The following is a 15441-nucleotide window of genomic DNA, read 5'->3' as shown; positions in this document are numbered from 1 at the left end:
GTGATCATGATGACAACAATTCCAAAACTAGATTGGCTTACCGATGTGAATGTGTTTGCCGTTAATCGACTGCCTGCACATTCGGATCACATGTATTACGAAACGCTGGATCAAGCAAAAATGGCAGGTCCAATGGCCATGCGGTATGACATAAATGGAAACTGGAAATTTAACTATAGCGTTAATCCGGACAATCGTCCGGAGCGTTTTTATGAGCTGGATTTTAATTGTTCTGGCTGGGGGGACATCACCGTTCCAGGGCATATCCAGCTTCAGTGTTACGGAAAACCACAATATGTGAATACCATGTATCCATGGGACGGCCTAAACGAGATTCGTCCGCCAGAAATTCCACAAGACCATAATCCGGTGGGCAGCTATGTGAAGATGTTTACTGTACCGGAAAACATGAACAATAAGCCGGTGTACATTTCTTTTCAAGGAGTAGAATCAGCGTTTTATGTTTGGCTAAACGGGAAGTTTGTCGGCTATAGTGAGGACTCCTTCACGCCAGCTGAGTTTGAGCTTACCCCATTCTTAACTGAAGGTGAAAACAAGTTAGCGGTCGAGGTTTACCAGCGAAGCACAGGAAGTTGGCTGGAAGATCAAGATTTCTGGCGTTTTTCAGGAATATTCCGTGATGTTTATCTCTATACCGTACCAGAGATTCATGTCTATGATGCAGATGTTCGTGCAGAATTGAATGATGCTTTTACGCAAGGTACGCTTAAAGTAGACCTCAAGCTATTGTCTGGCAGCTCTTCACCTTCAAAAATTGTAACGGAGTTATACGATAGAGAAGGCGGTTTAGTATCTACCCGTACGATTGACACTGGGAACGAAAAATGGTCAGCAACAATGGACGTTGAGGGTCCAAAATTATGGAGCGCAGAAAGACCGAATTTATACAAGCTTTATATACAAGTTTATAACGAAAAAGGCAATTTGGTAGAAGTTATTCCACAGAGAGTGGGCTTCCGTAGATTTGAACTTATCGATAAAATTATGCACCTTAACGGTGAACGGATTGTATTCAAGGGTGTGAATCGCCATGAATTTAATTGCCGGACAGGTCGTGTGATTACGAAGGAAGACATGCTCTGGGACATTAAAACACTGAAACAAAATAACATTAACGCAGTCAGGACGTCTCATTATCCGAATCAGAGTTATTGGTACGAGTTATGTGATGAATACGGTGTCTATGTTATCGATGAAATGAACCTGGAGACGCACGGATCATGGCAGAAGATGGGGGCAGTCGAGCCGTCCTGGAACATTCCCGGGAATAAGCCGGAATGGGAGAATATTGTAATGGATCGGGCTGTTTCTATGGTTGAACGGGATAAAAATCACCCGTCCATACTAATATGGTCTTGTGGGAATGAATCCTATGCAGGTGAGGTCATTCGTAACGTGTCTAAATATTTCAAGAGAGTGGACCCAAGCCGCTTGGTTCATTACGAAGGTGTATTTCATGCCCGCGAATATAATGATACCAGTGATATGGAAAGCCGCATGTATGCAAAGCCGGCTGATATAGAGGAGTATTTGAATGCAAATCCAGAGAAGCCATACATTAGCTGTGAGTATATGCATGCCATGGGAAATTCACTTGGCGGAATGTACAAATATACAGATTTAGAGAAGAAGTATCCGATGTATCAAGGCGGTTTTATTTGGGATTATATTGATCAATCCATTATCAAAAAGGACCGTTATGGAAAAGAATTTTTGGCTTACGGCGGCGATTTTGATGACCGGCCTACTGACTACGGTTTCTGTACCAATGGGATTGTGTACGCCAATCGGGAACTTTCACCGAAGATGCAGGAAGTAAAGTATTTATATCAGGACATCAAATTGGTACCGGATCAATCTGGTGTAACTATACACAATGAAGGCCTTTTCGCAGATACGTCTGATTATAATTTGGAATATGTTCTCTACCTTGAAGGTAAGGAATTGTATCGGAATCAGCTAGAAGTAGCTGTGGCACCGCAGAGTGAAGGGCGTGTCGAATTTAACTTACCTGCTGAAATCGTAAGCGCTGCTGGCGAGTATTGTATTCATACCTCTATTAAGCTGAAGGAAAGTAAGCTCTGGGCAGAGGCAGGCTATGAGATCACGTTTGGACAATTTGTGTTTCAGGTAGAGTTATCGGAGGAACCGGTTCAGATAAACGGTGAATTACGGGTTGTCAATGGCGACGTAAATATCGGCGTCCATGGACGTGACTTTACCATCATATTCTCTAAGCAAGTGGGCAGTCTCGTCTCACTTAACTATGCGGGGAAAGAAATGATTGCTCTTCCACCAGCACCGTTATTCTGGCGAGCGACCACAGATAATGATCGTGGTTATTCACAAGGTTTTTATTCGGGTGTTTGGTATGCGGCTAGCCTAACACGCAAATGCGTCGGGATAGAGGTTGAAGAAGGCAAAGGTCAGGTATCAATCGCGTTTACTTATAAACTAGCGATTAGTACAGAAGTGGATGTGAAAGTAAGTTATACCGTTCTTGCCGATGGCAGTGTCAGAGTGAAGTCGGTTTATCATGGAGCAGAAAATCTTCCGCAACTGCCGATTTTTGCGGTTTCCTTTAAGGTTCCTGCCGATTATGATCAGTTAGAATGGTATGCGATGGGACCAGAAGAAAATTATTCGGATCGTGCAATGGGTGCAAGACTGGGTATTTTTAAGAACCAAGTGTCAGATAATTTGTCAGGATACGTGATGCCGCAAGAGTCTGGCAATCGGACTGGAGTACGTCGCGTTAGCGTAACAAATAAACAAGGACAGGGAATAAAAATATCGGCGGCTGCTGAACCATTGGAGTGCAATTTTTCCCCATATACAGCCTTTGAACTCGAGAATGCACAACATCATTATGAGTTGCCAAATGTTCATTACACCGTTGTGACGGTCGCAGGCAAACAGATGGGCGTTGGCGGAGACGACAGCTGGGGTGCACCAGTGCATGATGAACACCTGATCCATGCTGACAAAGACATGGAATTCGAGTTTGTCATCAATAGAATCTAATTATGAATTGAATCAAATAAAGAAAAGAGCCTGATATTGCCAGGCTCTTTCCTTATAAGTAAGCATTGAAAATTCTATAGCCAAGTTGATTGTAGCGGAAGGCACGTAGACTCCTGCGGGAGGACGGGGCCGAGGAGGCTCCCCGGACCGCCCGCGGAAAGCGAAGTGCCTGGAGCGGAAATCAACTACTATGTTTAACAGAAGGAGAAGGTTATGCTTATTCATGTGAATCAAGAGGACAAGCAGTTTCATTTAACAAATGGCCAAGTAAGTTATATTTTTCACGTCATGAAAAATGGGCAACTCGGCCATCTTTATTACGGAAAAGCCTTACGCCACAGAGAAGATTTTTCCCATTTGCAAGTGTATGATGTCCCAACAGGGGCAACCACGCATGTATATGCTGACGACCCAGCATTTGGATTAGAGACGTTGCGTCAGGAATTCCCTGCCTACGGAAATTCAGATTTTCGCGAACCAGCAATCGGCGTTAGTAAAACCATAGCTAATCATATTCCAAATTTCACATATGAATCGTATCAGATCCTTGAAGGAAAACCTCGTCTTGAAGGTCTCCCAGCAACTTATACAGAGGACAATCATGATGCAAGTACACTTCAAATCCTCTTAAAAGATGAGTTCCTGCAAGCGGAATTGCAGTTAAATTATACAATTTTCCGTGACAAACCTGTCATCACGAGAAGTGCTTCGTTAAGAAATGCGGGTTCAGACGAGCTGGTTATTGATCGATTCATGGGAGCATCGCTCGACCTTCCGGATAAAGATTTTGTATTTACTCATTTAGCGGGGACATGGTCACGGGAGCGCCATGTAAAGGAAAGAAGACTCGAAACAGGCATTCAGTCTATTTTCAGTCTGCGCGGGGCCAGTTCTCATCACCATAATCCGTTCTTGGCACTAAGGCGGCCAGAAGCGACGGAGCATACAGGCGAAGTATATGGCTTTAATTTTATCTATAGTAGTAATTTCTTGATGCAAGTAGAAGTAGACCATTACGATACGGCAAGACTTACGGTTGGAATTCATCCATTCGGATTTAAGTGGAATTTAGAGCCGCAAGCATCATTTCAAACCCCGGAAGTGGTAATGGTGTATTCCGAACAAGGTGTAAATGGGATGAGTCATGCTTTTCATGCATTATACCGTGAGCATCTGATTCAAAGTCAATGGAGGAAGGCCGTGCGTCCGATTCTAATTAATAACTGGGAAGCAACATATTTTGATTTCGATGAAGAAAAACTTGTAAAGATTGCAAAATCAGCAAGCGAACTCGGAATTGAGTTGTTTGTCCTTGATGATGGCTGGTTTGGAAAACGAAATGATGATACCTCCTCACTTGGTGATTGGCATGTTGACTTAAATAAGCTTCCTAATGGTTTGGAGAGTTTGGCCAAGAAAATTACCGAGACTGGAATGAAATTTGGGCTTTGGTTTGAGCCGGAAATGATCAGTCCGAATAGTGAATTATTTAACGAGCATCCGGATTGGGCAGTAGGTATCCCAGGTCAGCACTATACTTTGGGGCGTAATCAGCTGGTCTTAGATTTTTCAAGACAGGAAATCGTGGATTATTTGTATGATAAAATGGCCACTATTATTAAACAAACAAACCTAGCCTATATTAAATGGGACATGAATCGAAACATCACCGAAGCATTTTCGAATAAACTAGCTGTTCATCAGCAAGGCGAGTTTTTCCACCGCTATATTTTAGGAGTTTATAATCTCTATGAACGATTAACAAGTGAATTCCCACATGTGTTGTTTGAATCGTGTGCGGGCGGGGGCGGACGGTTTGACCCCGGGATGTTGTATTATGCACCGCAGGCTTGGACGAGTGATGATACAGATGCGATTGAAAGACTTAAAATCCAGTATGGCACATCCTTTGCTTATCCAGTTTATAGTATGGGGTCTCATGTTTCGGCTGTTCCGAATCACCAGACATTACGCCAGGCACCCTTACAAACAAGGGCAAACACTGCTTACTTTGGAACATTTGGATATGAATTGGACCCACTCAAAATGACCGAAGAAGAACGTAAGGAAATTAAACAGCAGGTTGCTTTTTATAAAGCGCATCGAGAGTTGATTCGTGATGGTCAATTCTATCGCTTGTTGAATCCATTTTCAAATAACGAAACGGCTTGGATGGTGGTAAGCCAAGATCAGTCGGAGGCATTAGTTGGCTGGTATAAAGTATTAGCAACTCCGAATCCTAAAAAACAGCAAATGCTGCGACTCAGTGGATTAGATGAGTCAAAAAACTACAAGGTGGCTGGCTGTGAGCGCTACTTTTATGGTGATGAACTAATGACTGTGGGGCTGCAGCTTCCAACAGAGTTTAATGGTGTTAATGGCGGCAGTTTTGAACGTGGTGGAGACTTTCAATCATATGTCTTTTATTTAAAAAGTATTGAGGAAAATTGATTAGAAATATGGACGGATGTAAAAAGCATCCGTTCTTTTTTTGTTTAGTTAAATTTTTAGTAAAATAATTGAATAATTTTACTAAAGAGGGTAAAATAAAGTTGAAATTACCTACAAGACAATATATCTTCTGGAGGAATTTGAAATGAACGTAATCACACTTCATAAAGTATTTTTAGATATGTTTCAAGTATTACCTAAGCAAGCTTTTTTTGCGCCTGGAAGGATTAATTTAATTGGCGAACATACAGATTACAATGGCGGTCATGTGTTTCCATGTGCAATCACCTATGGTACCTACGCTGTAGCAAGGACGCGGGAAGACAAAGTGATTCGCTTGTACTCCACCAACTTTCCTGAAAAAGGAATCATTGAATTTAACTTAAACGAACTAGACTATGAGAAGGAACATAATTGGGCTAATTATCCAAAAGGCATGGTCCGTTATATTCTCGAGGCGGGATATGAAATTTCATCCGGATTTGATTGTGTAATTGAAGGTAATATCCCCAATGGTGCAGGGCTTTCTTCGTCGGCTTCCATTGAACTCTTAACCGGAGTGCTCGTAAATGGCCTATTTAATTTAGAAATTCCGCGCCTTGATCTCATCAAGATAGGCAAGAGGGTAGAGAATGAATTTATTGGTGTGAACAGCGGCATCATGGACCAGTTTGCGATTGGCATGGGAAAGAAAGATGTAGGTATCTTACTAGATTGCCAAACGTTGAAATATGAGTACGCACCGATTCACCTTGAAGATCACAAAATATTAATCATGAATACGAACAAACGCAGGGAATTAGCTGACTCGAAATACAATGAAAGACGAGGAGAGTGCGAAGAGGCATTGGCACAACTGCAGAAAAAGCTGCCAATTGAAGCACTTGGCCAGTTATCTGAAGCGGAGTTCGATGAAAATCAATATCTCATTACCAATGAAACTGTTCGCAAGCGGGCAAAGCATGCGGTCTATGAAAACATGAGAACAATTAAGGCTCTCGAAGAACTTAAATTAGGAAATCTAGAAGCATTTGGACAATTAATTAACCAATCACACGTTTCCTTACGAGATGATTATGAAGTGACCGGAATTGAGCTGGACAGTTTAGTAGAGGCCGCATGGAAACAGCCGGGCGTTCTTGGGGCGCGAATGACTGGTGCAGGTTTCGGCGGCTGTGCGATTGCGATTGTGGCAAATGAAGAGGTTAAGAACTTCATTGCCAATGTTGGAGCAGCTTACTTAGAGAAAATCGGCTATGAGGCAGAATTTTATGTGGCAAGTATCGGCGACGGAGCAAAAGAAATTAGGATGGAGGAAGCGATCTAAATGAGTATCCTTGTCTTAGGTGGTGCGGGGTATGTCGGTTCGCACGCGGTTTATCAGTTGATTGATCAAGGGTTTTCAGTGGTTGTGATTGATAATTTACAAACAGGACACGCGGATGCAGTTCATCCAAAGGCTGCCTTTTATCAAGGTGATATCCGCAGCCGCGAGTTTATGCGTTCTGTTTTTGAAAAAGAAAGTATTGAAGCGATTTTGCATTTTGCCGCCAATTCCCTTGTTGGAGAATCGATGGTAGAACCATTAAAATACTTTGATAACAACGTATACGGAACACAAATTGTCCTTGAAATGATGAAAGAATTTGCCGTTAAGCACATCGTTTTTTCTTCAACAGCAGCCGTTTATGGAGAGCAAAAAGTGATACCAATTACAGAAGATGCAGCAACCATCCCAACGAATACGTATGGTGAAACGAAACTGGCGATGGAGAAAATGATGGCTTGGTGTGAAAAGGCTTTTGATCTCAACTTTGTATCACTTCGCTATTTTAATGTAGCTTCGGCAAGAAGTGACGGACAAATTGGAGAGGACCATAACCCTGAAACGCACCTGATCCCAGTTATCCTGGAAGCGGCATTAGGGAAAAGACCGGCAGTAACGATATTTGGGGAGGATTATGATACGGCTGATGGCACTTGTGTCCGAGATTATATTCATGTAGAGGACTTAATTGATGCTCACATATTAGCCCTCCGCTATCTGCAAAATGGCGGCGAAAGTAATATTTTTAATTTAGGATCAAGTCAAGGGTTCTCGGTAAAAGAAATTGTTGAGACGGCTAAAGAAGTGACAGGTATTGATATCCCTGTGAAAATCGGTGAACGCAGGTCGGGTGACCCCAGTACCTTAATTGCTTCTTCGGAAAAAGCAAAAAAGGTATTGGGATGGAATCCTACGAGAACATCGATTCATCAAATTATCAGCAATGCCTGGAACTGGCACCAGCATCACCCTAATGGATATCAGAAATAGAGGGGATCATAATGATTTATCAACTAATACAACATTTAATTAATCAAGCGATTGCCACTCAACTTATTGAGCGGGAAGATGAAATCTATGCGCGCAATCAAATTCTGGCATTGCTCAAGCTAGCCGAGTTTAAGGAAGTGGATTTAGCGGAGAGCAGTCACTTTGAAATCCCCGATTTACTCGACTTAATCGTGGACTATGCCTGCAATCAAGGAATCATTGAAGAATTATTCGATGAAAAAGAGATTTTTTCTAGTAAAATAATGAACTGTTTTATCGCACGTCCATCGACGATCAATCAGCTTTTTTATGAAAAATATAAACAGGATCCAAAGGCAGCAACTGAGTATTTTTATGAGTTAAGTAAAAATAGCAATTACATTCAAATGAAGCGGATTCGTAACAATATCGAGTATAAAACCGCCACAGAATATGGTGAACTGGACATTACCATTAATCTATCTAAACCCGAAAAGGATCCTAGAAGTATCGCGCTCGAGCGGTCGGTACAAAAAACGGATTATCCAAAATGCCTGCTTTGTGTTGAAAATGAAGGTTACGAAGGCAGAGTCGGACACCCTGCCCGCTCCAATCACCGAATGATTCGCGTCAATCTATTAGATCAGTCATGGTATCTTCAGTATTCACCGTATGTGTATTACAATGAACATTGTATTGTCCTATCAGAAAAACATACCGATATGGTCGTTAGTGCCACGTCTTTCTTACGGATATTGAGCTTTGTTAAACAATTTCCTCATTACTTTGTGGGCTCTAATGCGGATCTGCCAATTGTCGGCGGTTCAATTTTAACCCATGATCATTATCAAGGCGGGAATTATCAATTTGCGATGGCGAGGGCTGGTGATGATTGGACATTTAAAATGGCTGGTCATCCAAATGTTGAGTGTTCGGTTGTAAAATGGCCAATGTCCGTCATTCGACTTCGCTCTTCTCAAATCAGTGAGCTTGTTGAAGCAGGTTCTCATATTTTTGACCAATGGAAAAATTACAGTGATGAGACGCTTGAAATTTTAGCGAAAACTGGAGAGACGCCGCATAATACCGTTACACCAATTGCGCGGAAAAATAAGGATCTATTTGAACTGGACTTAGTTCTCCGGAACAACCGAACAAGCGAGAAACATCCGCTGGGTATTTTCCACCCGCACGCTGATGTTCATCATATCAAGAAGGAAAATATCGGCCTAATTGAAGTTATGGGACTGGCTGTTTTACCTGCACGATTAAAGGCTGAACTTGGAGAAGTGGAGCAGTACATCCTTGGAAAAACGGCTGATATTGCCGAGTACCATTTAGACTGGGCGGAATCGTTAAAAGCACGCTATCAAGATATCGCTACCGAAGTGAATGTGGAAGATCTAGTAAGAGAAGAAGTAGGCAGGAAATTTTCAAGGGTCTTGGAAGATGCAGGAGTGTTCAAGCGGGACGAGGCTGGGCAAGCTGGGTTCCAGCGTTTTATCAATTCTTTGTAAAAGTATGGAGTGATATCGATGAAAATATTAAATAGAATATTCGGCAGTTATGAGGGAGAGTCCGTTTTAGAATATACCTTAGTCAACGATTATGGCATGGAGGTCTCTTGTCTGAATTTTGGTTGTGTTATTACGAAAATCATCGTCCCTGACCGCCATGGAAACTTTGAAAATGTCGTACTTGGTTTTGATAACTTCGAAGATTACACAGAATGGTCACCGTATTTTGGAGCAGTTTGCGGGAGGGTAGCCGGTAGGATTGGCGGTGCAGGTTTTGAGTTGGACGGAAAAGAATATCAGCTTGCTGACAATAACTACCCCAATCATCTGCACGGAGGCAAGAAGGGCTTTAACTCTGTGATTTGGAAAACTGAAATCATAGAGGAAGAAAATGCTGTCGGGTTGAAGTTTTTTTACCATAGTCCAGACGGAGAAGAAGGCTATCCAGGTAATCTAGACACCACTGTTACGTACATTCTAAACAATAAAAATGAAATCGATATTAGTTATAAAAGCGAAACGGATCAAAAAACGTTAGTCAACTTAACAAATCACTCGTATTTTAACTTAAGTGGGAATATAAAAAGAGATTGTTCGGAGCACATTCTTAAATTAGATAGTGATCGATTTTTAGAGTTGAGAGACGACCTTATCCCTACTGGTAAGTTGATTGATTCTAAAAATACTCCCTTTGATTTCAAGCATGGCAGAAGGTTGAGTTCTGGGCTTAATTCATCTTATCCTCAAAACGTGCTTGTCGGTAAGGGTTACGACCACCCACTTGTTTTTAGACAAGAGGGAGAAAATACGATTATCCTAAGCGATGAAGAAAGCGGCCGTTCGCTCCTTGTTACGACCGATCAGCCATGCGTCGTCCTTTATACAGGGAATTTTCTAGAAGGTCCTTATTCTATTGCAGGTGTCAGAGCGGAGAATTATTTGGGAGTTTGCCTAGAAACGCAAGGATTTCCTGATGCAATCCACCATCCAGAGTTTCCTTCTGTCATTTTAAATCCAGAGGAAGTATACCATTCTAGAACAGTGTATCGTTTTTTTGCTAATACATTAGGAGACTGATTTATGGCTACCATCAAAGATATTGCACAAATTGCAGGGGTATCGATTGCTACGGTATCCCGTGTTTTAAATTATGACACCACTCTTTCTGTCAGTGATGAAACGAAGAAAAGAATTTTCGAAGTGGCAGAGGAGCTATCCTATAAGAAGAAGCCTGCGCGCAAGCAGGAGTCGGGTAAAATTGCCCTTTTGCAATGGTATACCGAAAAGGAAGAACTCGAAGATTTATATTACATGTCCATCCGGCTGGGTGTGGAAAACCAGTGCCGGCAGCATGGGATTCAGGTGGATAAGTATTTTCAAGATAACTATGGGGATTTGAAGGAAGACAATATTCAAGGGCTGATTGCGATTGGGAAATTTAGCAGGAAGCAAGTGAGTGAGTTGCTTAAGATTACCAAAAATATTGTCTTTGTGGATACCTCACCAGATGAAGATCGGTTTGATTCCATTGTTATTGATTTTGAACGAGCCGCTAAAAAAGTGCTTGATCATTTTATTCAAAAGGGTCATGAGAGGATTGGGTATATCGGAGGCAGAGAAGTGTTTAAGGATAAATCCTCTATGATTGAAGACCCAAGAGAGGTGACATTCAAGCGCTATTTAGCAGAAAAAGGACTGCCCAATGAAGATTATATGTATGTAGGTAACTTTACTGCTGATGATGGTCATGCTTTGATGAAGAAGGCGATTCATGAACAGGGGGATCAATTACCGACGGCTTTCTTTGCAGGTAATGATTCACTTGCGGTTGGAGCATTAAGGGCTCTGTTGGAGGAAGGGATTTCCGTTCCTGATCGTGTGAACATCATAGGTGTCAATGATATCAGCATCTCTAAATATGTCTTTCCATCCTTAAGCACAGTTAAGGTATATACCGAAATTATGGGTGAAACCGCCGTTGACACCCTTTTGGAGAGAATCACAGGCAGAAAAACAGCCAAGAAAATATTCATTGCCACCGAACTAATCATTCGTAACAGCAGCTTCTAATCTAAGACGAAAATTAAAACAGACCGATTTGTACACCTGAGGTGGACAAATCGGTCTGTTGTCTTTTTGTGGTGCCTGACACCATTTACTTGGTTTGGGCTGCCAGCCATTCCATGATGGTGGTTGTTACTCCATTGATCATGTTTGTTGGCGCATTATTGTATACATAAATCCAGGACCAGTGTCCGTTGTATTCATATGGAGTGCCGTCCGCTTTGGTATATAAACCGGATGTATCGACTACCTTATCAAATAATGATAAATGGACATTTTTTGCACCAGCATCGACTAAGCGTTTATACGTAGGTTCAACATATTGTGATGTGATAACTACTGGATCGGCTTTAGCGGCAATGAACCACATTGGGAGATCCTTCATTTTTTGAATTTGGGTATCTGTAATTAAATTATCCCTTAAGGCTTCACATGTTGGGAACGCTGCGGCAAAGTAATTCGTATAATCCCTCGCCATCAGCATGGTCATATATCCGCCGTTAGAGTCGCCGCCAATGTAAATTCTGCTGGTATCAACATCTTTGTGATTAGCTACATAATCCTTAATTAAAGACATTAAAGCATCCTCATATTTGGAGGTTCCATCCCCTCTTCCGGTATAACCGTCCATCCAAAAAGTAGGTGTTTGAGGGGCCAAAACGTAGGCACCGTTAAAGTAGGATTGAATATCCTTTGAAGCAAAGTTGGCTGCTTTATTGGCAGAGATTGCAATGGTTGGGTCGGATCCGCCTTCTCCAGCACCATGCAGCCAGATAATTAATGGGTTTTTATGATTGTCTTTCGCTGGAGTATAGTCAGCGTATGTTAAATTAACATTTTCATAAGTTGCTTTTCCCGTTGAAAAATCATCGACCAGTTCTCTTGTATCCCCTGCAAATTGATCAACGACTAACCCTGAAATCGTTCCTGCACTTGTTTCAATATCTTTTTGCTGGGTGATGGTATATTTCATATCGATCCAATCATTAAAACCAGTAGTCGCCCAATCATAGTTAAGAGGGGAACCCAGGGATACATCCGGGCCAATTTTCATTTCTAAGACGACATATTTACCAGTTTGGACTGCAGGATTCCCGTCTTTATCTGAGACATATGCGTTAGTAATGGTTCGGTTACCTTCCTCCAGAAAAGGATTACTTAACCGTTTATCGCTTCTAGCCACATGAACGTTGAAGGTATCTGTTGTAACAGAGTCCTTCGGTATTGGCTTTCCAACATTGACAATTACTTTCGTGGTTGCAGCTCCCCAATCTTCAATCTCTGTCACGGTTTGAAAGGATGTTGGCTGTGTATTGATTTCCTTAGCGAAAACGTTTGTATTGAAAGATAAAGTCATGGCTGCAGCCATTGCAGCCAAGATGGCCCTTTTTTTCATTTTTTTAAGCATCTTTCATTACCCCCACAATGATATTTTTAAGGATGTCGATATTACTCTACTGATTGTATTTTGATAGAGTTTCTAATTGCACATCAGGTCCATTGTCATTAACTACTTCGGCAATGATATCTTTGTCCACTTTAAAATTCAGCGTCCCTCTGATATCGGAAGATGATGCTCCAATCTTGAATTTATAGGTACCTTTTTCAACAATCCAGGAGGAAGTTGACTCATCAAAAGATGCAATATCCTTTGGATCAATAAAGAAGTTGAATGTCTCTTTTTGACCTGGCTTCAGCTCACGGGTTTTTCCGAACGCTTTCAGCTCAATCGCTGGTTTTTCTAACTTGCCGTCAGGTGCACTTACATAAAGTTGTGGTGCCTCTTTTCCAGCAAGTGAACCGGAGTTTGTCAATTTAAACTGGACTTTGATTTTATTCGATAAGTTGTCTTTATTTAATTTAAAGTCGCTATAATCAAACGTTGTATAAGAGAGACCATAACCAAATTCGTAAGCAGGTTTAACATTAAAGGTAGAATAGTAGCGGTATCCTACATAAATATCTTCTTTATAATTAACCAAGTTTGCATTACCGTCCGAGCTTGGGAAGTTCGCATAACTCGGGGAATCCTCTAAATTAACTGGGAAGGTTTCTGGAAGTTTTCCTGATGGGTACGCTTTTCCTGAAAGAACATCTGTCAGAGCGTTTCCTGCTTCCATCCCTGGCTGCCAGGATAATAAAATAGAGTCTGCCTTATCTCTCCAACTTACTGTGTTAAATGGAGCACCAACATTTAAGACCACTACCACCTTTTTATTAACGGCGTGAAAAGCGTCAGAAACCTTATTAATTAGTTCCAATTCTGTTGCTGTTGGTTCAAAAGTGGTTGAATTTCCATCTGCACCTTCGCCAGATCCTCGAGCAATCACAACGACACCAATATCTGAATTCTTCGCCATATAATCAGCATCTTCAGCGCTAAGATTTTGATTAAATTCTGTACCACTTGCATTGGTCGTAACAGGTGTATATCCTCCATTGTTAAGTCCTTCTGGAAGTTGTACCGAATAAGGTGGTGTAGCATAGGCGCTGCCGGTTCCGGACAGGAACATTTTGGAAGCAGCGTTGTCGGTATTACACGCTGAAGCAGGAGTACCAAAACCACAGCTTGGCATTGTATAAGAGTTACCTACAATCCCTACCTTTTTCACTTTTTTCTCGAAAGGAAGTGCTTTATTCTCGTTCTTTAATAAAACCATGCCTTCAGGCGCTGCTTCTCGTGAAATTTTTGCATCGGTAGCAGCTAAATCCGTACTAACGCTTAACTTCGTATTATCAACGGTACTTAATTTTTTAAATGTTGGCGACTTAACCACAAGGGTAAGAATATTTTCAATGGCCGTATCTAGTGTTTCCTCTTTTAAGGAGCCATCTAAAATCGCTGCTTTTACAGCTGCCTTTCCGGCATCATTTAAACTAGGCATGGACAAATCATTTCCGCCATTTATCATGGCGATACCATTTTGTTTAGAGCCGCCCCAATCGGTCATGACCATGCCATTAAAGCCCCAGTCACTTCTTAATACATCATTTAGCAGCCAGGAGTTATGTGCAGAGAATGGCCCATTAATTGAATTATAGGAACTCATCACAGTCCATGGCTGTGCTTCCTTAACGACCCTCTCGAAGCCAGCTAAATAAATTTCTCTTAAGGCACGTTCAGTAATAACTTCGTTTACAGTCTGTCTGTTGGTTTCTTGATTATTTGCGGCAAAGTGCTTCATGCTGACGCCAACACCTTGGTCCTGAACCCCTTTCGTAAACTGAGCAGCCATTTCTCCGCTTAATAGTGGATCTTCTGAGTAATATTCGAAGTTTCGTCCGCCTCGTGGATCTCTATGTATATTCAAGGCAGGCCCTAAAATAACATCCACACCATAATCAAGTGTTTCTTTACCCATCGCTGAAGCAACATTATACATGAGGTCTTTATTGAAGCTTGAAGAAAGGGCAGTTGGAATCGGGAAACCGGTTGTAGATTTATTTGCAGTCGATCCAAACCGAAGACCTGCTGGTCCGTCTGCAAAGGTAAGTTTAGGAATACCAAGTCGCGGAATAGCAAACGTTCCGCCAGCGGCACCTGTTACTGCCGCTCCAGCTCCTCCAATCAAATTGACCTTTTCGTCCAGCGTCATCGCCTGAATAACTGCCGGAATGGAAGCTTGATCCACTAACATCGGTGTTTGCTCTTGTATAGCACTGGTTTGTACACCACTATTGTCTGAAGCAACAGCCGCGCCATTAACTTGTGATTGTGGCTGTTCCGCAGCTTGTACTCCTGAAATACCAGATGACAATAGCATTAGACTAAACATGGATGAACTTAGAACTTTGTAATAACTCTTCATACCTAGCAACTCCTTTAGTTAAATGAAAACCCTTACAAACAACACGTTAACATGTAGGGGATAATCCGATAAGTTATTAGAGATAGCATTAAATTGTGATTTACTAGATTAATTTGCTGTAAACTGAATATTCAATAAATTTATAAAAAAACAAGTGTAATTTTACATATTTGTTAGAAAATAACCTATAGGACTTATGATTTAGTTCATTAAAATGGTAAAGTAGATCCATCCAAACTCTTTTTTTTTGCAAAAACAA

The 15441-nt window shown here is 41.5% G+C and carries 9 protein-coding genes; 7 read left to right on the top strand and 2 right to left on the bottom strand.

Annotated features, from left to right (window positions below; translation table 11 throughout):
• The first annotated feature begins 9 nt into the window (after positions 1-9).
• The 7 genes from BR30_RS0108275 (at position 10) to BR30_RS0108245 (ending at position 11379) form a co-directional block, all read left to right on the top strand.
• The gene (locus BR30_RS0108275) at positions 10-3045 is read left to right on the top strand and encodes a beta-galactosidase, LacZ type (protein WP_155928492.1); all 3036 of its coding nucleotides are present in this window, start codon (positions 10-12) and stop codon (positions 3043-3045) included.
• Positions 3046-3258: 213 nt separating this feature from the next.
• Positions 3259-5496: an alpha-galactosidase gene (locus BR30_RS0108270; RefSeq protein WP_026564618.1), complete on the top strand. Its 2238-nt coding sequence runs from the start codon at positions 3259-3261 to the stop codon at positions 5494-5496.
• A 145-nt stretch (positions 5497-5641) separates the two neighbouring features.
• On the top strand, positions 5642-6823 hold the full coding sequence (locus tag BR30_RS0108265; RefSeq protein WP_026564617.1) for a galactokinase: 1182 nt from the start codon (positions 5642-5644) through the stop codon (positions 6821-6823).
• Complete coding sequence (gene galE, locus BR30_RS0108260) at positions 6824-7813, top strand: UDP-glucose 4-epimerase GalE (protein WP_026564616.1); 990 nt, start codon at positions 6824-6826, stop codon at positions 7811-7813. It begins immediately after the preceding gene.
• A gap of 11 nt (positions 7814-7824) precedes the next feature.
• Complete coding sequence (galT, locus tag BR30_RS0108255; RefSeq protein ID WP_026564615.1) at positions 7825-9309, top strand: UDP-glucose--hexose-1-phosphate uridylyltransferase; 1485 nt, start codon at positions 7825-7827, stop codon at positions 9307-9309.
• A gap of 18 nt (positions 9310-9327) precedes the next feature.
• The gene (locus tag BR30_RS0108250) at positions 9328-10386 is read left to right on the top strand and encodes an aldose epimerase family protein (protein ID WP_026564614.1); all 1059 of its coding nucleotides are present in this window, start codon (positions 9328-9330) and stop codon (positions 10384-10386) included.
• Positions 10387-10389: 3 nt separating this feature from the next.
• The gene (locus tag BR30_RS0108245; protein WP_026564613.1) at positions 10390-11379 is read left to right on the top strand and encodes a LacI family DNA-binding transcriptional regulator; all 990 of its coding nucleotides are present in this window, start codon (positions 10390-10392) and stop codon (positions 11377-11379) included.
• 85 nt (positions 11380-11464) lie between these two features.
• On the opposite strand, the gene BR30_RS0108240 is transcribed toward BR30_RS0108245, so the two are convergent.
• The gene (locus BR30_RS0108240; protein WP_442852962.1) at positions 11465-12742 is read right to left on the bottom strand and encodes a prolyl oligopeptidase family serine peptidase; all 1278 of its coding nucleotides are present in this window, start codon (positions 12740-12742) and stop codon (positions 11465-11467) included.
• 85 nt (positions 12743-12827) lie between these two features.
• Positions 12828-15182, bottom strand: a complete 2355-nt coding sequence (locus BR30_RS32855; protein WP_051633517.1) for a glycoside hydrolase family 3 C-terminal domain-containing protein — start codon at positions 15180-15182, stop codon at positions 12828-12830.
• Between the last annotated feature and the right edge of the window lie 259 nt (positions 15183-15441).

It is taken from the genome of Bacillus sp. UNC41MFS5 (assembly GCF_000686805.1).
The sequence above is the reverse complement of the archived record's forward strand: the minus strand, read 5'-3'. Positions and strand labels throughout refer to the sequence as shown.